Origin of the sequence: Nonomuraea glycinis, from assembly GCF_035920485.1 — a bacterium.
Lineage (GTDB): Bacteria > Actinomycetota > Actinomycetes > Streptosporangiales > Streptosporangiaceae > Nonomuraea > Nonomuraea glycinis.
On record NZ_CP109166.1, the window covers coordinates 6,605,877 to 6,627,805 of the forward strand.

Annotated in this window: 21 protein-coding genes; 12 read left to right on the forward strand and 9 right to left on the reverse strand. The window is 71.4% G+C overall.

Going from position 1 to position 21,929, the window contains the following annotated elements; all coding sequences use genetic code 11:
- Positions 1-3 precede the first annotated feature (3 nt).
- The gene (locus OHA68_RS31045) at positions 4-873 is read left to right on the forward strand and encodes a class I SAM-dependent methyltransferase (RefSeq protein ID WP_327103398.1); all 870 of its coding nucleotides are present in this window, start codon (positions 4-6) and stop codon (positions 871-873) included.
- A 22-nt stretch (positions 874-895) separates the two neighbouring features.
- Here the strand turns inward: OHA68_RS31045 and OHA68_RS31050 are convergent, their stop codons facing one another.
- Together OHA68_RS31050 and OHA68_RS31055 are read right to left on the reverse strand one after the other, a co-directional pair.
- Entirely contained in the window at positions 896-2,491 is a 1,596-nt protein-coding gene (locus OHA68_RS31050; protein WP_327103399.1) for a carboxylesterase/lipase family protein, read from the reverse strand.
- 187 nt (positions 2,492-2,678) lie between these two features.
- Positions 2,679-3,539, reverse strand: a complete 861-nt coding sequence (locus OHA68_RS31055; protein WP_327103400.1) for an SDR family oxidoreductase — start codon at positions 3,537-3,539, stop codon at positions 2,679-2,681.
- Between the two features lie 116 nt (positions 3,540-3,655).
- Between OHA68_RS31055 and OHA68_RS31060 the strand changes: the two genes are divergently transcribed.
- Positions 3,656-4,063, forward strand: coding sequence for a hypothetical protein (locus OHA68_RS31060; RefSeq protein ID WP_327103401.1), 408 nt, complete (start codon positions 3,656-3,658; stop codon positions 4,061-4,063).
- 99 nt (positions 4,064-4,162) lie between these two features.
- Here OHA68_RS31060 and OHA68_RS31065 read toward each other — a convergent pair whose 3' ends face one another.
- From OHA68_RS31065 to OHA68_RS31075, 3 genes are all read right to left on the reverse strand, one after another.
- Positions 4,163-4,768 (reverse strand): hypothetical protein, encoded by a 606-nt coding sequence (locus OHA68_RS31065; protein WP_189140052.1) that lies wholly within the window; start codon positions 4,766-4,768, stop codon positions 4,163-4,165.
- Positions 4,769-5,028: 260 nt separating this feature from the next.
- Positions 5,029-5,625 carry a DUF4126 domain-containing protein gene (locus OHA68_RS31070; RefSeq protein WP_189140053.1) on the reverse strand — a complete coding sequence of 199 codons (597 nt, stop codon included), beginning with the start codon at positions 5,623-5,625 and terminating at the stop codon, positions 5,029-5,031.
- Positions 5,626-5,629: 4 nt separating this feature from the next.
- The gene (locus OHA68_RS31075) at positions 5,630-6,535 is read right to left on the reverse strand and encodes a phosphotransferase (protein ID WP_327103402.1); all 906 of its coding nucleotides are present in this window, start codon (positions 6,533-6,535) and stop codon (positions 5,630-5,632) included.
- A gap of 69 nt (positions 6,536-6,604) precedes the next feature.
- Between OHA68_RS31075 and OHA68_RS31080 the strand changes: the two genes are divergently transcribed.
- Positions 6,605-8,986 (forward strand): GcvT family protein, encoded by a 2,382-nt coding sequence (locus tag OHA68_RS31080; protein WP_327103403.1) that lies wholly within the window; start codon positions 6,605-6,607, stop codon positions 8,984-8,986.
- On the opposite strand, the gene OHA68_RS31085 is transcribed toward OHA68_RS31080, so the two are convergent.
- Genes OHA68_RS31085 through OHA68_RS31095 form a run of 3 tightly spaced genes read right to left on the reverse strand, consistent with a single transcriptional unit; the run spans position 8,943 to position 11,527 of the window.
- Positions 8,943-9,731 (reverse strand): GntR family transcriptional regulator, encoded by a 789-nt coding sequence (locus OHA68_RS31085; RefSeq protein ID WP_327103404.1) that lies wholly within the window; start codon positions 9,729-9,731, stop codon positions 8,943-8,945. The genes OHA68_RS31080 and OHA68_RS31085 overlap by 44 nt on opposite strands.
- Positions 9,728-10,852: an NAD(P)H-dependent flavin oxidoreductase gene (locus OHA68_RS31090; RefSeq protein ID WP_189140057.1), complete on the reverse strand. Its 1,125-nt coding sequence runs from the start codon at positions 10,850-10,852 to the stop codon at positions 9,728-9,730. Before OHA68_RS31090 ends, OHA68_RS31085 begins: the two co-directional genes overlap by 4 nt.
- Positions 10,853-10,861: 9 nt before the next feature.
- On the reverse strand, positions 10,862-11,527 hold the full coding sequence (locus OHA68_RS31095) for an acyltransferase (protein WP_327103405.1): 666 nt from the start codon (positions 11,525-11,527) through the stop codon (positions 10,862-10,864).
- Positions 11,528-11,636: 109 nt separating this feature from the next.
- On the opposite strand from OHA68_RS31095, the gene OHA68_RS31100 reads away from it, so the two are divergent.
- The 9 genes from OHA68_RS31100 to OHA68_RS31140 all read left to right on the forward strand — a co-directional run bounded on the left by OHA68_RS31100 (position 11,637) and on the right by OHA68_RS31140 (position 21,671).
- On the forward strand, positions 11,637-13,301 hold the full coding sequence (locus OHA68_RS31100) for a CTP synthase (protein ID WP_189140059.1): 1,665 nt from the start codon (positions 11,637-11,639) through the stop codon (positions 13,299-13,301).
- The gene (locus OHA68_RS31105; RefSeq protein ID WP_327103406.1) at positions 13,298-13,909 is read left to right on the forward strand and encodes an NUDIX hydrolase; all 612 of its coding nucleotides are present in this window, start codon (positions 13,298-13,300) and stop codon (positions 13,907-13,909) included. The genes OHA68_RS31100 and OHA68_RS31105 overlap by 4 nt, the downstream gene beginning before the upstream one ends.
- 16 nt (positions 13,910-13,925) lie before the next feature.
- A complete protein-coding gene (locus OHA68_RS31110; protein ID WP_189140061.1) occupies positions 13,926-14,831 on the forward strand; it encodes a site-specific tyrosine recombinase XerD in 906 nt (301 codons plus the stop codon).
- Positions 14,832-14,975: 144 nt separating this feature from the next.
- Positions 14,976-15,917 (forward strand): ParA family protein, encoded by a 942-nt coding sequence (locus tag OHA68_RS31115; protein ID WP_189140062.1) that lies wholly within the window; start codon positions 14,976-14,978, stop codon positions 15,915-15,917.
- The gene (locus OHA68_RS31120; RefSeq protein WP_327103407.1) at positions 15,914-16,732 is read left to right on the forward strand and encodes a segregation and condensation protein A; all 819 of its coding nucleotides are present in this window, start codon (positions 15,914-15,916) and stop codon (positions 16,730-16,732) included. The genes OHA68_RS31115 and OHA68_RS31120 overlap by 4 nt, the downstream gene beginning before the upstream one ends.
- A 526-nt stretch (positions 16,733-17,258) precedes the next feature.
- Complete coding sequence (gene scpB / locus OHA68_RS31125; RefSeq protein ID WP_327109580.1) at positions 17,259-17,831, forward strand: SMC-Scp complex subunit ScpB; 573 nt, start codon at positions 17,259-17,261, stop codon at positions 17,829-17,831.
- Positions 17,828-20,125, forward strand: a complete 2,298-nt coding sequence (locus OHA68_RS31130; protein WP_327103408.1) for a pseudouridine synthase — start codon at positions 17,828-17,830, stop codon at positions 20,123-20,125. Before scpB ends, OHA68_RS31130 begins: the two co-directional genes overlap by 4 nt.
- 70 nt (positions 20,126-20,195) lie before the next feature.
- On the forward strand, positions 20,196-20,555 hold the full coding sequence (gene aroH, locus OHA68_RS31135; protein ID WP_327103409.1) for a chorismate mutase: 360 nt from the start codon (positions 20,196-20,198) through the stop codon (positions 20,553-20,555).
- A 21-nt stretch (positions 20,556-20,576) separates the two neighbouring features.
- A complete protein-coding gene (locus OHA68_RS31140; RefSeq protein WP_189140066.1) occupies positions 20,577-21,671 on the forward strand; it encodes a prephenate dehydrogenase in 1,095 nt (364 codons plus the stop codon).
- A gap of 57 nt (positions 21,672-21,728) precedes the next feature.
- On the opposite strand, the gene OHA68_RS31145 is transcribed toward OHA68_RS31140, so the two are convergent.
- On the reverse strand, positions 21,729-21,923 hold the full coding sequence (locus tag OHA68_RS31145; protein WP_327103410.1) for a DUF2795 domain-containing protein: 195 nt from the start codon (positions 21,921-21,923) through the stop codon (positions 21,729-21,731).
- Positions 21,924-21,929 lie beyond the last annotated feature (6 nt).

Consider the following 21,929-nt stretch of genomic DNA (forward strand, 5'->3'; position numbering starts at 1 on the left):
GGCATGACCCACGTACACCCGCACACTACCGACCACGGCGCGCAGCACAGGCATCACCAGCAGGACGACGCCGATCAGGCGGAGATCCTCGACCTGGACGCGGAGGTCCTGAGCGAGCACATCGACTCCATCATCGCCTGGCTGCCCCTGAAGAGCAGCCCGCGCCATATCGTGGACCTGGGTTCCGGCACCGGAGCAGGCACCTTCGCTCTCCTTGACCGCTTCCCCGAGACGCACGTCCTGGCCGTCGATGCCTCGCCCGGACATTTGCAGCGCCTGCGGAAGAAAGCGTGCGCCCAGAAGGTGGATGACCGCGTACGCACCGTCCAGGCCGACCTCGACGCCGCCGACTGGCCCGACCTCGGCACGCCGGACCTGGTCTGGGCCTCGGCCTCGATGCACCATATGGCCGATCCTGACCGCGTGCTGCGTAACGTCCACCGGATGCTCGCGCCCGGCGGGCTGTTCGCCGTCGTCGAGTTGGCCGGATTTCCCCGCTTCCTGCCCGAGAATGCCCCAGAGGACCGGCCCGGCTTGGAAGACCGCTGCCACGCCGCGACCGAACACCTCCACGCCGCGCACCTGCCGCATCGCGGCGCCGACTGGGGGCCGATGCTGACCGCCGCCGGATTCGCCCTCGAAGGCGAGCGCACCATCGCCGTGAACATCGAGGGCTCGCGCAGCGAGGCCGTCGGCCGCTACGCGCTCAGCAGCCTGCTACGCATCCGCGGTGCCGCCGCACAAGCGCTTCCCGCCGCGGACCTCGCCGCGCTCGACCGGCTGCTCGACACGGACGGCCCGCACAGCATCCTGCGCCGCGACGACCTCTCGGTACGCACCGAGCGCACCGTCTGGGCAGCACGCCTCGGCTGATCCGCTCGATCTCCTCAGCGTGTCATGTGAGCAGCGGGAGTGCTGGGAAGGTGTGGTTCTGCCACAGCAGTCGCGAGGTCTCTTCTGGGTAGCGGGTGACCGTTGACGGTGTGTCGAAGAGCTGTGCGAGGCGGTGGGTGGTGTCGTACGGAGGCCAGCCCGGGTCGCCGTGTGCGGCGAACGCCGTCCACGCACTGCGGATCTGCGCGGACAGGCTCTTCGCCGCGGGGGAGGGCGGGTCGCCGATCAGCATGGCGGGCCGGCCGCTGCTCAGGTTGCCGAAGACGAGCGGCACGTCCAGGCCGTGGCAGGCGCCGAGGGCGCCGTCCAAACCTGGGGCGGGCCAGGTCAGTTCGTAGAGGTGGGCCTGGCCGCCCCCGGCGAGCTGCGCGTCGGCGAGGTGGAGGCTCGGCATGCGGAACAACCAGTCCGCGTTGACCAGCTCGTACAGTTCCTCATCGGTCGCGGCCGGGAACGCCTCCCGGTAGCGGCGCGCACCGTCCGGGCCGGGGGCGAGCATGCGCAGGGCGGTCTCGGTCTGCTCGGGTGTGACCTGGCCGAGCACGCCGTCGATCAGGCTGAACAACCGATGCTCGTCACGCGTGTGGCCGACGAGGAGTTCGACGTCCCGGGCGGCGCCGTCGGCCAGCGCCTGCCAAGGGGTCGACGGCAGGACGTCACCGTCGACAACCGGTGCGAACGGGATCGGCCGGTGGGTGATCTGCCCCCAGCGCTCCCGCCGCTGGACCATCTCGGCGAAGATCGCGTCGCCCGCGTCGGGCAGCCGGGCCGGGGCCACCGCCGACAGGCCGGACACCGTGGGCCGTACCCCGAGCTCGGCGGCGCAGGCTGCGGCGATGTCGGCGGCCAGTTCGGGGGAGAAGAACGTCCCCGGCACGCTCTGCGCGACCGCCCGGCGGAAGAGCCCGGCGGCGCGCGGCATGGCGAGCAGCGCGGCGACCGATCCGCCGCCCGCCGACTGCCCGAAGATCGTGACCCGGTCCGGGTCGCCGCCGAACATCCGGATGTTCTGCCGTACCCACTGCAGGGCCGCGACCTGGTCGAGCAGTCCCCGGTTGGCCGGGGCTCCGTCGATCTGCGCGAAACCCTCGATACCGAGACGGTAGTTGAGGGTCACGACCACGGCTCCGCTCCCGGCCAGGTGTCCGGCGTCGTACTCCGGGAGGCTGGAGTCGCCCATGGCGTAGCCGCCGCCGGGGATCCACACCATCACCGGGAGCCCCGCCGCCGGGTCCGGTTCCGGTGTCCAGACGTTGACCGTCAACCAGTCGTCGCTGCAGGTCGTGTCTTGAGCCGTCCCGAACACGCCGGACTGCGGGGGCGGCGGGCCGTACACGACCGCCGGGCGAACCCCGTCCCAGCCGCGCACCGGCTGCGGCGCGGCGAAACGAAGCGCCCCGACTGGCGTCTCGGCGAACGGGATGCCCCGGAAGACCGCCAAGCCCGCTTCCCGGCCGCCGAGGAAGGCCGATAGGTCCGCTGAGTCCGGCTCGCGGTCGCCCCGGAAGGCCGCCTCCCGGACGCCGCGGAGGACGCCGGCCGCTGTGCGGACTTCCGGCTCGGACTTGGATGGCTTGCTGGATGCGGTGATGGCCACTCTGCGGGTTCCTCTCCGTCCCTGCTCGGCCGAGCATCTCAGGGCGGGCCATCTACGGGCAAAGCATTAAGGGGGAGCCAAGATGGGCGGGAAACCTGCATTGAGTTGATTTTTGGAGCCTTCTGGAAAGGATGCTCCGTTGCGCCGAAGCCGTGCCTCGTCGGCGACCGGGCGGTGGGGGGTTCGGTCAGCGGAAGGCCGGGGCGTTGCGGTGGGCCCAGTGGGTGAAGGGGGTGGCGGTGCGGCCGAGGAGGCGTTCGATGTCGGGGCTGATGCGCTGCTCGGCCGGGGTGGGGGTGCCGATGATGGCCAGGGTGGTGTCGGCGATGGGTTCGGGCATGAACTGAAGCATTTGGGTGCGGGCCTCGTCGTGGGTCTGCTCGATGAAGCGGATCGGCTCGCCGAGTGCGTCGCCGATCGCCGCGGCTCGTTCGCGGGGGGTGGTGAGGGCGGGGCCCGTCAGGACGTAAGTCCGGCCGGTGTGGCCGTTCTCGCGCAGGGCCACGGCGGCGACTTCGGCGATGTCGTCCGGGTCGACGGTCGGGAGGCCGACGTCGCTGAAGGGGGCGGCGATGGTCCGCTGGGTACGGACGGGCTCGGCCCAGGCGTAGGCGTTGGAGTGGAAGCCGCCGGGGCGCAGGATCGTCCAGTCCATGCCGGAGCGCTGGACGGCGTCTTCGATGGACTGGCCCATTTTGCCGTGCGAGGGGGACTCGGGGCGGGTTGCCACGCCTTGGGAGGACAGCAACACGATTCGGGTGATTCCGCTGGATTTGGCGTTGCCGAGGGTGGTGCTGATGATGTCGCTGGGGTTGTCGGCCACGGCCACGAAGTCGCCGGAGATCAGCAGGAACATCGCGTCGGCGCCGGCGAGGGCGGGCAGCATGCTTGCCGGGTCGGCCAGGTCCGCGGCGACGGCCCGCGCTTCCTGCGGCACGTCGGCAGTGGTGATCTTCCGTGAAACGGCCGTCACCGGCTCGCCGGCCTGGGTGAGCAGCCGGACCAGCGTGCGTCCGACGTTTCCGGTCGCTCCCGTTACAACGATCATGCCGATTCCTTAGTTAGTTGACTGACTTGGGAAAACCGTAGCACAGGTGCGATGGTGGGTGAGTTGGCTGACTGGGATTTGTGTCAGGGACACCCGGCGAGCCAAGGATCGCCGAGATGGTGGTCGACGAGGTCGATCGGCATCCCTGGCGGTTCGTCGACGCCGCCTACGATCGGCTGACGTGCGCGGAGTGCGGGGGCGCGCTGAGCCGGGGGCCCGCCGGCTGTTCCGCTTGTGACCGGGCCCATGGGTACCGGTACGCCGCCATCGAGGTCGACCGTCCCGGCGTGCCGCCCGGCAACGAGCATGCGCTGCGGGTCAACGTGTCAGTGGTACGCAGGCCGTACGGGATCTCGGCGAAGGAGGTGCTGGGCCGCAGGCTCTCGCTCCCGATCCTGCTCGACGGGCATCTCCCCGGCACCGCACAGGCGCAGGCGGCCCGCGCGGTCCTCGACAAGGGAGGCACGGCGGCGGAGTACGCCGAATTCGTTCACCGCGAGTGGCGGGGTGGCCCCAGCGCCTGACCGGGAAACCGATGCCCGTCCGGGACCAGCGCCCCGGCGGAGGAGGAGGAGGTCTTCAGGGAAGGCAGTCCTCAACGTCGGGAGGCGTCGGGCGGAGGCTCAGGAGGGGTCTCGGCGGTCCTGCATGGTGCGGCGGTAGAGGTCGTCGATCTCGTCCAGGGGGTCGGGGGCGCGGCGGCGGGCCTCGATCTCCAGGTCGGTGCGCGAGTGCAGGTCGTTGATGCCGGTGGCGGTGTGCTGGACCTGGTCGCTGAGGAGGTCGGCGCGGATGCGGGCGCACATGGCCGTCAGCTTGGCCTGGTGCTGGCGCAGCCGGTCGAGGGTGGTGTGGTCGACGTAGGGGGAAACGCGGCGCTGCTGGGCGTACATGCCGAGCTGGCTGTCGTGGACGTCGGCCTGGGCGGTCAGGTCCGCCAGCAGGACCGGCAGGTCGCCGAGGCCCCAGCCCTGCTGCTGGGCCTGCTCCACGGCCTGGCGGGTGAGGGAGACCTCGCGCCGCAGGTCGAGGCGGAGGCGCTCCACCTCGGCGGCGTCGCCGGTGCCCATCGCGTTGACGTGCGTGGTGAGTCTGGTCGTGGCCTGCCTGGCCTTGACCGCGGCCTTCCTGCCTACTTTGACCAGGAAGTAGATGCCGACTCCGGCCACCAGTAGGAGGAATGCCAGGATCACCAGCACGATGAGGATGATTTCGCTGATCGTGGCCACCTCCTGTTGAGTTCTCGCCTTGAGGATATCTCCTCAGGCCGCACTCGTCGGATGCAACGAGCGGGTGCGACGTGGGGTTCCTGGGCGGGTGGCCTTCGATCCGGGGCCCGGCAGCGGGACGTGCTGCCGGGCCCCAGGTACGTCCGGGCGCCGGGCGGGGACCACGATGGCCCGGACGGCTCGTGCGGGCGGTGATCCGCCTCGACCTCACGGTACGGACGTCAGGGGCGCCGGCGAATCACCCTGGAGGCGGATGCGGGTCAGCCCGCCGGGCGACTCTGTTTTCTCGCCCGGAAGCGGCGTACTCTCCTGATCGCCCACCAGGCCGCCAGCGCGAGCAGCGCCAACACCACGATGACCAGCAGCGGCATGAACACCGCGATCAGGCTCATGCCCAGCGCGCCGGCGTCCTCGGCGGTGCTCGCGACCGGTGCGCCCACCCCCGCGGTGCCCGCGTTGATCACCGGCCGGGTCGCCGACTTCAGCGCGTGTACGGCCAGCGCCACCACGATGCCCAGCAGCCAGCTCGCCCAGGGGTTCGCCGTCATCCAGGTGGAGCCGTCGAGCTCGGCGGCGGCGTTGGTGGCGCTGAAGACCACGCCGCCCGAGGCCGGGCGCACCACCGTCTGGATCGCGTCGTTGACGCTGTCGACGACCGGCACCTTGTCCAGCACCATCTCCGCCACCAGCAGCACCGCGATGACAGCCAGCACGCCCCAGTTGGACAGCCAGTCGTAGCCGTCCGGCAGTTTCACCGCGTCGGTGAGGTTCGCCAGCACGCCGACGACCAGCAGGGGGATGTAGGCGTTCAGGCCGGCGGCGGTGGACAGGCCCAGCCCTGTGAGTGCGGCGAACATGGCTCTAGTCTGCCCGCGCCGCCTCGTCCATGAGGCGCGCGAGGTCCGGTCCGTCGAACTCGGCCACCGCCCGCTCGTACTTCTCCATGCCCCAGCCCCAGAAGTCGAAGTCGATGGTGTCGTTGGCGCCGTCCTGGATGGAGGCCCACAGGGTCCAGCCGTACTTCGACATCAGGCCGAGCAGCCGCGCTCGGGCGATCTTGTTGCGCAGGCGGCGGCCGTAGTAGGCGGTGACGAGCTCGTCGAGGTGGTCGAGCGGCAGGTCCGACTCGCTCCAGGCGTTGCCCAGCTCGAAGCAGGGGTCGTTGTTGCCCGCGTACTCGTAGTCGATCAGCCAGAGCCGGTCGCCGTCGTCGATGATGTTGCCCGGCAGCAGGTCGTTGTTACACGGAACGGTGCCTTCTGCCTGTATTTCCAGACATTTCTCCAGTTGCGCCACCTGAGGCATGAAGTCCAGATACCGGGCGGGCAGCCGGAACCCCCGCTCCCGCACGATCGCCAGATAACGCCGCTGAATGTCGAACATGTCGAAGTCACGGACACACCGGGGCCCCGCGTGCAACTGCCGGCAGGCCCGCGCCACCCGAGGCAGGTTGGCCGGCTCCCGCAGATCGGCCTCGGTGAACGTACGCCCAGGAATGAACCCCACCACGAGCACGCCCTCGGCCGGCAGATAGGCGTGCACCGGCGCTCCCACCCCCACCCGCGCGGCGGCGATCGAGGCGGCGTGCTCGGCGTCCCTGTCGATGGCGAGCAGCGAGCCGTCGCTCGCCCACACCCGCGCCACATAGACCCCGCCGGGTGTGGTGACCTTGTAGTTGCGATTGGTCATCCCGCCGGGCAGCTCCTCCACGGAGCGGGGCACACCGGACAGCAGGGGAATGCGGTCGAGGACCTCGGGCATGGCCATGGTCGATGCTAAGCGCCACCCCGCCGAACGGTCTAGACCTTTGATCATGCGGCGATTAGCCTCGCCAGCATGAGCGACTCGGCGCGCATCGTGATCATCGGAGGCGGCGTGGGCGGCGCCTCCGTCGCCTACCACCTGACGCAGCTCGGCGAGCGGGACGTGGTCCTGCTGGAGCGTGACGAGCTCACCAGCGGCTCGACCTTCCACTCCGCGGGGCTGGTCGGCCAGCTCCGCGCCGACCCCACGCTGACCAGGATGAACCAATACTCCGTCGAGCTCTACCGGACGCTGGACGCGGGCTGGACCGAGTGCGGCGGCATCAAGCTCGCCTCCACCCCCGAGCGGATGGCCGAGATCCGCCGTCAGATCGGCTGGGCGCGCACGTTCGGCCTGCCGCTGGAGGAGATCTCCGTCGCCGAGGCCGTCGAGCTGTTCCCGCTGATGAACCCCGAGGGCGTCGTCGGCGCCGCCTACCTGCCCACCGACGGCCAGATCGACCCCTCCCGGCTGTGCTACGAGCTGGCCGCCAAGGCCAGGCAGGGCGGCGCCCGGATCCGCACCCGTACCCGCGTGCTCGGCCTCGACGTGACCGGCGGCAGGGTGACGAGGGTCCGCACCGACCAGGGCGACATCGACTGCGAGATCGTCGTCAACTGCGGCGGCATGTTCGCCGCCGAGCTCGGCCGGATGGCCGGCGTGCGGATCCCGATCGTGCCGATGTCGCACCAGTACGTGGTCACCGAGGGCTTCCACGAGCACACCGGGCTGCCGACGCTGCGCGACCCCGACCTGCTCGTCTACTACCGGCAGGAGGTGAGCGGGCTGGTCATGGGCGGCTACGAACGCACCTGCGCGCCGTGGACGGCCGATCGGACCACCTATGACGCGATCCCCGCCGACTTCAACGGCCGCCTCCTCGCCGAGGACTGGCCGCGCCTGGAGGAGATCTCCGACAACTCCCGGATCCGGGTGCCCGCCATGGGCGACGTCGGCATCCGCAAGCTGATCAACGGGCCGGAGGCGTTCACCCCGGACAACGAGTTCTGCCTGGGCGAGACCGAGGTCGGCGGCTTCTACGTGGCGGCCGGGTTCTGCGCGCACGGCATCGCCGGGGCGGGCGGCATCGGCAAGGTCATGGCCGAGTGGATCGTCGAGGGCGAGCCCAGCATGGACGTCTGGCACATGGACATCCGCCGCTTCGGCCGCCAGTACCGCTCGCCGTCCTACACGCTGGCCCGCGCCGTGGAGAACTACGAGACCTACTACGACATCCGCTACCCGGGCGACGAGCGCTCGGCGGGCCGCCCGCTCCGGGTCTCCCCGGTCTACGGCTGGCACGCCGCGCACGGCGCGGTCTTCGGCGAGAAGGCGGGCTGGGAACGGGTCAACCACTACGAGCGCAACGCCGAGGGCGCGGACGGGCAGCGGCCGAGAGGCTGGGCCGGGCGCAACTTCTCACCCGCGATCGCAGCCGAGCACCGGGCCACCCGCTCGGCGGCGGGCCTGTTCGACGAGAGCTCGTTCGCCAAGATCGAGGTCACCGGCCCGGACGCGGCGTCGCTGCTGGAATGGGTCTGCGACAACCGGGTGGCCCGCGAGGTCGGCGCGGTCACCTACACCCAGGCGCTCAACCGCCGGGGCGGCATCGAGTGCGACTTCACCGTCACCAGGCGGGCCGAGCGGGAGTTCCTCATCGTCACCGGCACCGCCTTCGGCTCGCACGACCTGGGCTGGCTGCGCAAGCAGGCCCGGCTGCGCGGCGCCGACGTGCGCGTCGCGGACGTGACCGGCCAGTACGCCTGCTTCGGCCTGTGGGGGCCACGCGCCCGCGACATCCTGTCCACCCTCACCCCCGACCCGCTGGAGTTCCCGTTCCTGACCTCACGGGAGCTCACCGTCGGCGACGTGCCGGTGCTGGCGCTGCGCGTGACGTTCGTGGGCGAGCTCGGCTGGGAGCTCTACTGCTCCAGCGAGTACGGCCTGGCGCTCTGGCAGGCGCTGTGGCGGGCGGGCGAGCCGCAGGGGATGCTGGCCGGGGGCTACAAGGCCATCGACAGCCTGCGCCTGGAGAAGGGCTACCGCGTCTGGGGCGCCGACCTCGGCCCGGAGACGACCCCGTACGAAGCCGGGCTGGGCTTCTGCGTCAAGCGGGACAAGGACTTCCTCGGCAAGGACGCGCTGGACCCGCACCCGGCGCGCAGGCTGCGCTGCCTCACGCTCGGCGACCCCGCGGCCGTCGCCCTCGGCAACGAGCCGGTACGGATCGACGGGCAGGTGGTGGCCCGCGTGACCTCCGGCGGCTACGGCCACACGGTGGCGTCGTCCATCGCCTACGCCTACCTGGAGGCCGAGCCCGGCACCAAGGTGGAGGTCGAGGTGGAAGGCGCCTGGGTGGCCGGGAGCGTGGTCAGTGATCCGCTGTACGACCCGGCGGGGGAGCGGCTGCGCTGACCCCGCTGCGCACCGAGACGCGCACCCGGTCGGGGCGGAACAGGTCGCGCGCGTACTCCACCGGGACGCCGTCCTCGGCGTAGGCGGTCCGCTCGATCAGCATGAGCGGCGTGCCCGGCTCGATGCCGAGCTCGGCCGCCTCGGCGGGCGCGGCGATGACCGGGTCCAGGTGCTCCAGCGCGGTGCGTGGCGCCAGGTCGTAGCGCCCGGCGAGCAGCGCGTACAGCGACCCGCCGAGATCCTGCGCCAGGAAGCCCGGCAGGGCGGGGAAGAAGGACCGTTCGAGCGCCACCGGTGTCTGCCCGGCCGAGCGCACCCGCGCCACCTCGTGCACGGGCTCGCCGGGCGGTACCTCCAGCGCGGCGGCCACGGCGGGGGAGGCGGGCACGGTGGCGGCCACCAGGATCCGCGCCTCGGCCCGCAGGTGCGCGCGCCGCATCTGCTCGGTGAACCCGGCCAGCCCCGTCAGGTCGCACTCGATGCGCGGCTCGGTCACGAACGCGCCGCCGCGCCGGCCGGGCACCCGCACCAGCACGCCGTCACGCTCCAGCGTGGCCAGCGCCTGCCGGAGCGTCATCCGGCTCACGCCGAGCCGCGCGGCCAGCGCCCGCTCGCCGGGCAGCCGGTCGCCGGGCTCCATCTCGCCGCCCGCGATCGACTCCAGCAGCCACCGCTCGATCTGCACGTGCGCCGGGACCCCGGTGCCGCGCAGCAGCTCCGGTAAGGCCCCGAGGCGGTCCGTCACCGGGAGAGCCGGGCCAGCCGCTCCACCGCGTCACCGAACTCGCTCACCATCTCGTAGACCACCTCGCGGGCCGGCCTGACCCGGTCGAGCTGGCCCACGACCTGCCCGACGAAGTAGTTGGCCAGCTCCACCGCGCCGGGCTCGCCCCGCTCGGCGGCCTGGCCGATGCGCTGCATGGCGGTCTCGGCCACCAGCATCTGCAGCGGCATGCCGAGCGGTCCCGGGCTCTCCTGGCCGGCGTCCCACTCCTCGGTCCAGGCGGACCTGAGCTGCCGGGCCGGTTTGCCGGTACGGGAGCGGGACCGGACCGTGTCGAGTGAGGAGGCGGCCAGCAGCTTCCGCTTCACCGCGGGCGCGGTCTCGGCCTCCTCGGTGGTCAGCCAGACCGAGCCGCACCACACGCCCTGCGCCCCGAGCGCCATGGCCGCGGCCATCTGCCGCCCCGAGGCGATGCCGCCCGCCGCCAGCACCGGAACCGGCGCCACGGCGTCGACCACCTGCGGCACCAGCACCATCGTGGAGATCTCGCCGGTGTGGCCGCCCGCCTCGGTGCCCTGCGCGACGATCAGGTCGGCGCCCGCCGCCACCTGCCTGCGCGCGTGCTCCACGGTGCCGACCAGCGCCGCGACCGGCACCCCTGCCGCCCGCGCGCCGGCCACCATCTCCGGCGGCGGCGGCCCCAGCGCGCTGGCGATCAGCCCGATCGGGTGCTTGAGCGCCACCTCGACCAGCCCGGTCGCGCCCGCCGCGGTCACCCGCCTGCCGAGCTCGTCCGCCGAGGCGCGGGCCACCGGCGCCGGGCCGCTCACGCCGTACTTCGACAGCAGGTGGGTGACGAAGTCGCGGTGCCGTTCGGGGATGGACTCGGCCAGCCGCGCGCCCCCGTCCAGCGCGGACGCGTCGACCTTGCCGGGCACGAGCACGTCCACGCCGTACGGTCGGCCGCCCACCTGCTCGTCGATCCAGGTGAGCTCGGTGTCGAGCTGCTCGGGTGTGTACGCGATCGCGCCGAGCACGCCGAAACCGCCCGCGTTGGTGACCGCGGCCACCACGTCGCGGCAGTGGCTGAAGGCGAACAGGGGGAATTCGACGCCGAGGCGTTCGCAGATAGCGGTCCGCATGATCTGACGCTAACCGCCAGAAGCATGCTCGGTCCAGGTGGTGACCAAGCGGTCGTTCGCGTGCCAGCCTAAGTCCGCGTCGTAGCTGCGTACCAGCTTGGCCGGCACGCCCGCCACCACGCTGTGGTCGGGGAACTCGCCGCGCACCACCGCGCCGCCCGCCACCACGCACTGGCGGCCCAGCCTGGTCCCCGGCAGGATGATCGCGCCCGTGCCGAGCCAGGACCCCGAGCCGATCGAGACCGGGCTGTTGCGCGGCCACTGCCTGCCGATCGGCGTCTCGGGGTCGTCGTAGACGTGGTTCTGGTCGGTGATGTAGACGTACGGGCCGGTGAAGACGTCGGCGCCGATGTCGATCGACTGGTGGGCGACGATGTGCGAGCCGCGGCCGATCGAGCAGCTCGGGCCGATCCGCAGGATCGAGTCCGGGCCCAGGTCGGCGCCCGGCCACATGCCGCACGACAGCGACACGCGCTCACCGATCAGGGTGTGGTCACCGATCTCGATCCACTGCTCGCCGAAGATCGCCCCCGGTGGGAAAGCGATCTTCGCGCCGTCACCCAGGCGGCGGAACGCGTGACCTCCCGGAGAGGCCGGGGTGATGGCGCCCGCGCTGCGGATCGCCGCGTAGGCACGGTGGATGAGCGTGCCCACCGCCCGCCGTACAAGTGACATAAGGACCAAAGTTACCGCTAGGTCGCCCTGTTCGGGCATGTCGGGGACGTTGTTTGATATCCTGAGAGCCCGTGGACACTTGACCACACCTCGAGCCACGGGAGCCTCCTTGCGCAGCGCATCGCAAACCAAGCATCTGTTCGTCACCGGCGGTGTCGCCTCCAGTCTCGGCAAGGGGCTCACGGCATCCAGCCTCGGCCGCCTGCTCAAGGGACGCGGACTGCGCGTCACGATGCAGAAACTGGACCCCTACCTCAACGTCGACCCCGGCACCATGAACCCGTTCCAGCACGGCGAGGTCTTCGTCACCGACGATGGCGCCGAGACGGACCTCGACGTCGGCCACTACGAGCGCTTCCTCGACACCCACCTGCACGGCTCGGCCAACGTGACCACGGGCCAGGTCTACTCCAACGTGATCGCCAAGGAGCGGCGCGGCGAATACCTCGGCGACACCGTCCAGGTCATCCCGCACATCACCAACGAGATCAAGGACCGCATCCGTGGCATGGCGGGCCCCGAGGTGGACGTGGTGATCACCGAGGTGGGCGGCACGGTCGGCGACATCGAGTCGCTGCCGTTCCTGGAGGCGGTGCGGCAGATCAGGCACGAGGTCGGCCGCGACAACGTCTTCTTCCTGCACGTCTCCCTGCTGCCCTACATCGGCCCCTCCGGCGAGCTCAAGACCAAGCCCACCCAGCACAGCGTGGCCGCGCTGCGCAGCATCGGCATCCAGCCCGACGCCATCGTGCTGCGCTCCGACCGGCCCGTGCAGGTGGCGATCAAGCGCAAGATCAGCCTGATGTGCGACGTGGACGAGGACGCCGTGGTCAGCTGCGTCGACGCCGCCTCCATCTACGACATCCCCAAGGTGCTGCACTCCGAGGGCCTCGACGCCTACGTCGTACGCCGGCTCGGCCTGCCGTTCCGGGACGTCGACTGGAAGGAGTGGGAGGAGCTCCTGCGCCGCGTGCACCGCCCGGCCAAGGAGGTCACCATCGCCCTGGTCGGCAAGTACATCGACCTGCCGGACGCCTACCTGTCGGTCACCGAGGCGCTGCGCGCCGGTGGCTTCGCCAACGACGCCCGCGTCAACATCCGCTGGGTCAAGAGCGACGACTGCGAGAGCCCCGAAGGCGCCGAGCGCGAGCTCGACGGCGTCGACGGCGTGCTGATCCCCGGCGGGTTCGGCGTGCGCGGCATCGAGGGCAAGATCGGCGCCATCCGGCACGCCAGGGAGCACAAGATCCCGCTGCTCGGCATCTGCCTCGGCATGCAGGGCATGGTCATCGAGGCGGCCCGCAACATGGCCGGCATCACCGAGGCCAACTCCGCTGAGTTCGACCCCGACACCAAGCACGCCGTCATCTCCACCATGGCCGACCAGGAGGACGTCGTCGCCGGCGAGCGCGACATGGGCGGCACCATGCGCCTGGGCAGCTACACCGCCAAGCTCGGCGACGGCACGCTGGCCCGCAAGCTCTACGGCGGCAAGGCCAAGGTCGACGAGCGCCACCGTCACCGCTACGAAGTCAACAACGCCTACCGCGCCAAGCTGGAGAAGGTCGGGCTGGTCTTCTCCGGGCTCTCGCCCGACGGCCGCCTGGTCGAGTACACCGAGCTGCCCCCCGAGACGCACCCGTTCTTCATCGGCACCCAGGCGCACCCCGAGTTCCGCTCCCGGCCGACCCGGGCCAACCCGATGTTCAAGGGGCTCATCACCGCCGCCCTCGTCTACGCCGACAGCCGCTTCGCAGACAAGGTGACCAAGTGAAGATCGAGGACACGCCCGAGGCGTGGGACGTCGTGGAGTCCAAGCGGCGCTTCAGCGGGTACGTCATAGACGTCGTCACCGACACCGTGCGGATGCCCGGCGACGAGGACGCCGACCGCGACTACGTGATCCATCCCGGCTCCGTCGCCGTGGTGGCGCTCGACGACAACGACCGGGTCCTGCTCATCCGGCAGTACCGCCACCCGACGCGCCACCTGCTGTGGGAGCTGCCCGCCGGACTGCGCGACGTAGAAGGCGAATCGCTGGTCACCGGGGCCGCCAGGGAGCTCGCCGAGGAGGCCGGCTACCGCGCCCGCACCTGGCACACCCTGGTCGACCTCTACACCTCGCCCGGCATGTCCGACGAGCGCATCCGCGTCTTCCTGGCCCGCGACCTGACGAAGATCCCCGAGGAGGAGAACGGCTTCGTCCACCGGCACGAGGAGATCGGCATGCCGGTCGAATGGGTGCCGCTGGCCGACGCCGTCGAGAAAGCCCTCATGGGAATGATCCACAATTCCCCGGCGGTGGCCGGTATCCTCGCCGCGTACGCGGCTTCGGTTGAGGGGTTCGGCCTGATGCGCCCCGCCGACGCACCCGAGGCCTGACGGAAGGACCAGAGCCGTGGAGGCGGTGCTCTCCAGCTACCTCGCCCATCTGGCGGTGGAGCGGGGCCTGGCTGCCAACACGCTCGCGTCCTACCGTCGTGACCTGCGCCGCTATCTGGAGCACCTGCGGGCCCGCGGCCGCCTCCGCCTCGACGAGGTGGGGGAGGCCGACGTGCGGGCCTTCCTCGTCGCGCTGCGCGAAGGCGACGGCGAACATCCCGCCCTCGTGGCCGGCTCGGCCGCCCGCGCCGTCTCCGCCGTCCGCGGCCTGCACCGCTTCGCGCTGCGCGAGGGGGCCACCCAGCACGACCCCGCCCGCGCCGTACGACCGCCGCGCCAGCTCCGCAGGCTCCCCAAGGCCGTCGCCGTCGACGAGGTCGAGCGGCTCATCGCCGCCTCCGGCCCCGACGGCGCGCCCCTCACCCTCCGCAACCGCGCCCTGCTCGAAGTCCTGTACGGCACCGGCGCCCGCATCTCCGAAGCCATCGGCCTGGCGGTCGACGACCTGGAGCACGAGCAGGTGCTGCTGCGCGGCAAGGGCGGCCGGGCCAGAGTGGTCCCCCTCGGCCGCTACGCCCGCTCGGCACTCGACGCCTACCTGGTCAGAGCCAGGCCCGGCCTGCTCGCCCACGGCCGCGGCACCCCCGCGGTGTTCCTCAACGCCCGGGGCGGGCGGCTGACCAGGCAGGGCGCCTGGGAGGTGCTGCAGTCCGCCGCCGACCGAGCCGGACTCGCCGGGATATCTCCGCACGTTCTCCGCCATTCCTTCGCAACCCACCTCCTCGACGGCGGCGCCGACGTTAGGGTGGTCCAGGAGCTGCTCGGCCACGCCTCGGTGACGACCACCCAGGTCTACACCCTGGTCACCGTCGACAAGCTCCGCGAGGTCTACGCCGCGGCGCATCCCCGTGCCCTGAAGTGATCTATAGTTTTCTGGGTCACGCGGCACTCCGGCGTGCCCCCTTTGCGCGTGTGACTCCGGCGTGCCGCCTTGCCGGGTTTGGTGGTGACGCCATAGTGTCCGTCCGGACGGTCCGGTTCGGGATCGTCAGGGAGGTTCGAGCTGGTGACTGTGAAGACCAACGGTTCGACCCCGGGGACCCCCGACAACCCCTGGGGTGACACCAAGACCAACGCGCCTTCCAGCGGCGTCAATCTGGGCCCCACGCGGCGGCCCCGGCCGGTGTTCCCCGAGCCGGTCGCGCCCGTGACGCACGGCCCGGCGCGCGTGGTCGCCATGGTCAACCAGAAGGGTGGGGTCGGCAAGACCACCACCACCATCAACCTCGGCGCCGCCCTCGTCGAATACGGCCTCAAGGTGCTGCTCGTCGACTTCGACCCGCAGGGCGCCCTGTCCGTCGGCCTCGGCATCAACCCGCTCCAGCTCGACCTCACGGTCTACAACCTGCTGATGGAGCGCAACGTCACCGCCGAGGACGTGCTGCTCGAAACCGGCGTCGAGGGCCTCGACCTGCTGCCCAGCAACATCGACCTGTCGGCCGCCGAAGTCCAGCTGGTCACCGAGGTCGCCCGCGAGCAGGTGCTCGGCCGCGTCATCAAGCCGCTGCTGCCGCACTACGACGTGTGCCTCATCGACTGCCAGCCGTCGCTCGGCCTGCTCACCATCAACGCCCTCACCTGCGCGCAGGGCGTCATGGTGCCGCTGGAGTGCGAGTTCTTCGCTCTGCGCGGCGTCGCGCTGCTCATGGACACCATCACCAAGGTCCAGGAGCGCCTCAACGAGGACCTTGAGATCGAGGGTCTGCTCGCCACCATGTACGACGCCCGCACCCTGCACGGCCGCGAAGTCCTCGCCCGCGTCGTCGAGGCGTTCGGCGACAAGGTCTTCCACACGGTGATCAACCGGACCGTCCGCTTCCCCGACGCCACCGTCGCCGGCGAGCCGATCACCACCTTCGACCCGTCGTCCCTGGGCGCCAACGCCTACCGCGAGCTCGCGCGCGAAGTGCTGTCGCGCTGGCCCGCGGCTGCGACAATGGCCAGGTGACCGAGCAGCAGACCGAGCCTCAGGGTTTCCAGGTTCACCTGGACGTCTTCGAGGGACCCTTCGATCTGCTGCTGGGCCTGATCTCCAAGCACAAGCTCGACATCACCGAGATCTCCCTCTCCCAGGTCACCGACGAGTTCATCGCCTACATCCGCTCCCGCAGCCCGGTGTGGGACCTCGACCAGACCAGCCACTTCCTGCTGATCGCCGCCACCCTCCTGGACCTCAAGGCGGCCCGGCTGCTGCCCTCGGGCGAGGTCGAGGACGAGGAGGACCTGGCCCTGCTGGAGGCCCGCGACCTGCTGTTCGCCCGCCTCCTGCAGTACAAGGCCTACAAGGAGGTGGCCAAGGTCTTCGCCGGGCGGATGGCCTCCGAGGCTCTTCGCTTCCCCCGGACCGCGCCCCTGGAGGCCCAGTTCGCCGACCTGCTGCCCGAGCTCATCCTCGGCATCGGCCCCGAACAGCTCGCCAGGATCGCCGCCCGCGCCTTCACCCCCAAGCTCCCCCCGACCGTCAACGTCGGCCACATCTACCAACCGCTCGCCAGCGTCCGCGAGCAAGCCGCTATCCTGATCCAGCGCCTGCGCCGGATGCGCAGGGCCACCTTCCGGGCCCTGGTCGCCGACTGCGAGGGCACCTACGAGGTCATCGCCCGCTTCCTGGCCGTCCTGGAGCTCTTCCGGGAGTCGGCCGTCACGTTCGACCAGCTCGAACCACTCGGCGACCTGCACGTGACCTGGACAGGCGCCGACGACGGTGACGTCTCGGTGGGCGACGACTACGAGGAGAGTCCGGAGAAGCCTGCAGATGACTGACCACCCCGACGAGGCCCCCGACACGGACCGGATCCCCGCCTGGATGACCCTCCCAGGCTCCCTCGCCTCCCCACCCCCCGACCCCGAACCAATCCCCACCCCCAAGCCCTCTGACTCAATTGAGGCCCTCGACGCCACTGGTTCGGACGGCGCTGACCTAGATGCCGCTGACCTGGATGCCGCTGGTCTTGACGGCGCTGGTTTTGACGGCGCTGGGCCTGATGCCGCTGGAGCCAATGCCGCCCTTACCCCGGCCGTCACCGACCCAGGCACTGATCCTTCCGGCACCGACGGCACCGACACCGCACGGGGCATCGACACCGCACGGGGCACCGAGAGCGCTGCGGGTGCCGGGACTGCCGAGGGCGCCGGGCGCGCGGAGGGCGCCGGGAGCGCCGAGGGTTCCGAGGCTGCCGGGCGCGCAGAGGGTGCCGGGAGTGTGGGGGAGGATTCGCCGGTGGCTTTTTCTGGCGCCGGTGCGGTGAGTACTGGGACGGTGGAGTTCGGCGCAACGGGCGCGTCCGCTGTGGCGGCGTCCGTTGAGGAGCAGGTGGAAGGGCCTGGCCTCAAGGCGGCGCTCGAAGCCATCATGCTGGTCGTCGACGAGCCCGTCGCCGAAATCACCCTCGCTCAGGTGCTGGAGCGCCCCACACAGGAGGTGGCGGCGGCCCTGCGGGAGCTGTCCGAGGAATACACTGCCGCCGCACGGGGTTTCGATCTGAGACAGGTCGCAGGCGGCTGGCGTTACTACACGCGCGCCGACTGTGCGCAACTGGTCGAGCGGTTCGTCCGTGACGGCCAGCAGACGCGGCTGACCCAAGCCGCGCTGGAAACACTTGCGGTCGTGGCCTACCGGCAACCGGTGAGCCGCGCTCGCGTAGCCGCGGTACGCGGTGTCAACAGCGATGGCGTCATACGGACGCTCGTCGCGAGGGGGCTGGTCGAAGAGGCCGGTTCCGACCCGGAGAGCCAAGCATTGCTCTACCGGACAAGCTCATACTTCCTTGAACGTCTGGGACTGAAGGATCTGAGCGAGCTTCCTGAGCTCGCGCCCTTCCTCCCCGACGACGTGGAAAACCTCGAGGAGACAACAAAGTGATCAACAGGCGAAGCACCCCGTCCGGTGATGGACGCGGTCGTGGACGCACCGGCGGCGCAGGCCGTGGTGGACGTCCCGCCTTCCGTTCGGACGACTCGCGCGGCGGTCCCCGCCGCGACGACTTCCGTGACGGTCCCCGCCGCGACGACCGCGGCGGTTCCCACCGAGACGACACCCGCAGCGACGCGCATGCTCCCCGCCGTGACGACTCACGCGGTGAGGCACGCGGCCCGCGCCGCGACGATTCCCGTGGTGAGGTACGCGGCCCGCGCCGCGACGACTCACGCGGTGACGCGCGCGGCGGCCCGCGTCGCGATGACTCCCGTGGCGACAGCCGTGGTGGCCCGCGCGGCGGCTCCCGTGGCGGTGACTCGCGCGGCGGCGGCTTCGGCGGCCCGCGCGGCGGTTCCCGCGACGACCGTGGCGGCTCGCGCGGCGGCTACGGCGCTTCGCGGACGACGTCGCGCAACGATGACCGCGGCGGTTCGCGGGGGAGTTCCCGTGGCGACGACCGCGGTGGGTTCCGCCGCGACGACCGCGATGACCGGGGTGGCCGCGACGATTCCCGTGGTGGATTCCGCCGCGACGATTCTCGCGGTGGCGCGCCCCGCACCGATTCTCGCGGCGGCCCCCGCCGTGACGACGCCGGTCGTGGCTATGGCCGCGACTCCAGGAGCGAAGCCGGATCCGGCCGTGACTCGCTCCGCGCCGACCGTGGCGGGGCCCGCGCCAGGTACGGCAGGTCCCCGGGGCGTGACAGCCGCGAGCGTACGGGCTTCGCCGGCGGCAGGTCCGAGCGCGGCTATGACTCCCGCCCCGGCGGCCGCGAGAGCTATGGCTCCCCTTCCCGCGAGGGCTCTGGCTCCCGTGCGGGCTCCAGCTCCCGCGAGGGCTACGGCTCAGCATCTCGTGAGGGCTACGGCTCGACCTCGCGCGAGCGCTCCGGTTCTACCTCCCGCGACGGCTACGGTTCCCGCGAGGGATCCGGCTCCCGCGAGGGTTCAGGCTCCCGTGGGGGCTACGGTTCCCGCGAGGGTTCTGGTTCCGCCTCCCGGGACGGTTACGGGTCGACCTCCCGTGAGGGTTCCGCTCACCGCGAGCGTGAGGGCTCCAGCTCCCGTGAGGGCTACAGCTCCGCACCCGGTGAGGGCTCGACGTCTCGTGGTGACTTCCGCTCGGACTCGCGTGGCGGCCGTGACGAGGGCCGTACGGGCTCGCGGGACGATCGTGGCGGGTCCCGTCCGGTGCGCGGCGGTGGTGACCGCGAGAACCGTGGCGGGTTCAAGGCCGACCGCAGCGGGCGCAGGGAAGGCGCCTCCCAGGGAGGCACGACCCGCGCCAGGTTCGGCAGGCGTGACGAGGGAGCCGGCCGTACCCGGGACGGTGGCCGTACCCCGAGACGAGATGACGTGCAGACGGTCGGCGGCTCGCCGCGCGCCGGCTACGGCGACAGCCGTGGCGGGCGGGCGCAGGCGCCCAGGGACCGGTTCAAGACGGCGCGTCAGCCGATGCGTGACCCCGCCCTCTTCCCCGCGGGCTACACCGACGAGCGGGACACCACCGAGGTGCCGGGCGGCGTCCGGCTGCAGAAGGTGCTCGCCCAGGCGGGCGTGGCCAGCCGGCGTGCCTGCGAGGAGATGATCGGTGACGGTCGTGTCACCGTGAACGGGCAGGTCGTGCGGCGGTTCGGGGCCAAGGTGGACCCGGCCACGCAGATCATCCACGTGGACGGCAAGCGCATCCCGACCGCGCCCGACCTGGTCTACTACGCGCTGAACAAGCCCATCGGCGTGGTCTCCACCATGGACGACCCGCAGGGGCGGCCGTGCCTGGCCGACTATGTGGAAGAGCTCGCGCCGCGGCTGTTCCACGTGGGCCGGCTCGACACCGAGACCGAGGGCCTGCTGCTGCTCACCAACGACGGTGAGCTGGCCAACCGGCTGACGCACCCGAGCTATGGCGTGCAGAAGAAATACTGGGCCAAGGTCCCCGGCCCGATCCCGCGCGACCTGGGCCGCAGGCTCAAGCAGGGGATCGAGCTGGAGGACGGCCTGGCCAAGGCCGACAGCTTCGCGATCGTGCAGGAGCACGGCCAGCAGGCGCTGGTCGAGGTGGTGCTGCACGAGGGCCGCAAGCATGTCGTACGGCGCATGCTCGAAGAGGCGGGTCACCGGATCATCGACCTGGCCAGGATCGAGTTCGGGCCCGTCAAGCTGGGCCGTACCAAGCCCGGCACCATCAGGTCGCTGAGCCTGAAGGAAGTGGGCGAACTGTACGCGGCGGTGAAGCTGTAATCTGGCCAGAACGCAGGAGCCCGTGCGTATCTCCGCACGGGCTCTCCCGCTTATAGAAGGAGCGAAGCGCATGGTGAGGGCGATCCGCGGGGCCATCCAGGTGGGTGCCGACGACCGCGACTCGATCATCGAGGGGACGACCGAGCTGGTCGCCCAGATCATGGCGCGCAACGAGCTCACCACGGATGACGTGATCAGCGTGCTGTTCACGGCGACGCCCGACCTGACCGCGGAGTTTCCCGCGCTGGCGGCGCGCAAGCTGGGCTTCCACGATGTGCCGCTGATCTGCACCACCGAGATCGACGTGCCCGGCGCGCTGCCCCGGGTGGTGCGGCTCATGGCGCATGTGGAGACCGACCGGCCGCGCGCCGCCATCCAGCACGTCTACCTGCGTGGCGCCGTCGCGCTGCGCCAGGACATCGCTCAGTAATCAAGCATCCGGGACGAAGACATGGCCTCCGAACTCCGCACCGTTCTGGTGGTGGGCACCGGTCTCATCGGCACCTCGCTGGCGCTGGCGCTGCGTCAGAAGGGCGTGCGGGTGCTGCTCGCCGACCGTGACCAGGGCGCCGTCCGGCTGGCGCGCGAGCTGGGCGCGGGGGAGGAGTGGCAGCCGGACGAGCGGCGGGCGGAGGCGATCGACCTCGCGGTGATCGCGGTGCCGCCGGGCCAGGTCGCCGACGAGCTGCTGTCGCTGCAGAAGGGCGGCGTCGCCCGGTTCTACACCGACGTGGCGAGCGTCAAGGCGGAGCCGATCGAGTGCGCCGCCCGGCTCGGCTGCGATCTGACCAGCTATGTGGCTTCTCATCCCCTCGCCGGGCGGGAGAAGTCCGGGCCCGGCGCGGGCCGCGCGGACCTGTTCCTGGGCCGGCCGTGGGCGATCTGCCCGACGGCCGAGGCGTCCGGCGCGGCCAGGGCGGCCGTGCTGCGGCTGATCGAGCTGTGCGGCGCCAACCCGGTCGAGGTGGACGCCGTCGATCACGACAGGGCGGTGGCGGTCGTCTCGCACGCTCCGCATGTGGCCGCGGCGGCGGTCGCGGCGCGCCTGTCCGACGCCACCGAGGTCGCGCTCGGCCTGGCGGGGCAGGGGGTGCGCGACGTGACCCGGATCGCGGGCGGCGACCCCGGCCTGTGGCTGGGCATCCTGTCGGGCAACGCCGCTCCGGTCGCCGAGGTGCTGGAGGCGGTCTCCCACGACCTGGCCGAGGCCGCGTCCGCGCTGCGCGCGCTGGCTGACGGCGACGGCACGGCACACGGCGAGATCACCCAGTTGCTCAAGCGCGGCGTCGCGGGCCACGACCGCATCCCGGGCAAGCACGGCGGCCCGGCTCCCGCCTACGTCGTCGTCCAGGTCGTCATCGGCGACCGTCCGGGCCAGCTCGCCCGGCTCTTCCAGATCTGCGACGAGGTCGGCGTCAACGTCGAGGACGTGCGCCTGGAGCACGCGCCCGGCCTGCCGCTCGGCATCGCGGAGCTGTCGGTGCAGCCGGACTCGGCCCCGGTGCTCGCCCAGGCCCTGCGCGAACGGGACTGGCAGCTTCCCTGACGCCGGAGCGCGGAAGGGCGCGGTGCCGATCCGCGCCGGGCCCTTCCCGTGGTGGGGTCAGCGTTGGGTGACGGCCTGGCTGACGGCGTTCGGGCCGTCGTACTCGCGGTCGGGCATGGCCTCCAGCGCTGAGATGATGTCCTGGTCCGCGCCCTGCTCGCGGGCCGTCGCCACCAGGTCGGACTTGCTGGCGGGATAGTCGACACCCTTGAGGTGCTTCTGTAGCTGAATGGGGTTAGGTGCAGTAGTCATGACGCA

Excerpts from the sequence above, each read along its gene's own strand:
- OHA68_RS31045 (WP_327103398.1), top strand. The coding sequence starts at position 4 with ATGACCCACGTACACCCGCACACTACCGACCACGGCGCGCAGCACAGG.
- OHA68_RS31055 (WP_327103400.1), bottom strand. The coding sequence starts at position 3,539 with ATGATCGTTGTAACGGGAGCGACCGGAAACGTCGGACGCACGCTGGTC.
- OHA68_RS31060 (WP_327103401.1), top strand. The coding sequence starts at position 3,656 with ATGGTGGTCGACGAGGTCGATCGGCATCCCTGGCGGTTCGTCGACGCC.
- OHA68_RS31070 (WP_189140053.1), bottom strand. The coding sequence starts at position 5,625 with ATGTTCGCCGCACTCACAGGGCTGGGCCTGTCCACCGCCGCCGGCCTG.
- OHA68_RS31075 (WP_327103402.1), bottom strand. The coding sequence starts at position 6,535 with ATGGCCATGCCCGAGGTCCTCGACCGCATTCCCCTGCTGTCCGGTGTG.
- OHA68_RS31080 (WP_327103403.1), top strand. The coding sequence starts at position 6,605 with ATGAGCGACTCGGCGCGCATCGTGATCATCGGAGGCGGCGTGGGCGGC.
- OHA68_RS31090 (WP_189140057.1), bottom strand. The coding sequence starts at position 10,852 with ATGCGGACCGCTATCTGCGAACGCCTCGGCGTCGAATTCCCCCTGTTC.
- OHA68_RS31095 (WP_327103405.1), bottom strand. The coding sequence starts at position 11,527 with ATGTCACTTGTACGGCGGGCGGTGGGCACGCTCATCCACCGTGCCTAC.
- aroH (WP_327103409.1), top strand. The coding sequence starts at position 20,196 with ATGGTGAGGGCGATCCGCGGGGCCATCCAGGTGGGTGCCGACGACCGC.
- OHA68_RS31140 (WP_189140066.1), top strand. The coding sequence starts at position 20,577 with ATGGCCTCCGAACTCCGCACCGTTCTGGTGGTGGGCACCGGTCTCATC.
- OHA68_RS31145 (WP_327103410.1), bottom strand. The coding sequence starts at position 21,923 with ATGACTACTGCACCTAACCCCATTCAGCTACAGAAGCACCTCAAGGGT.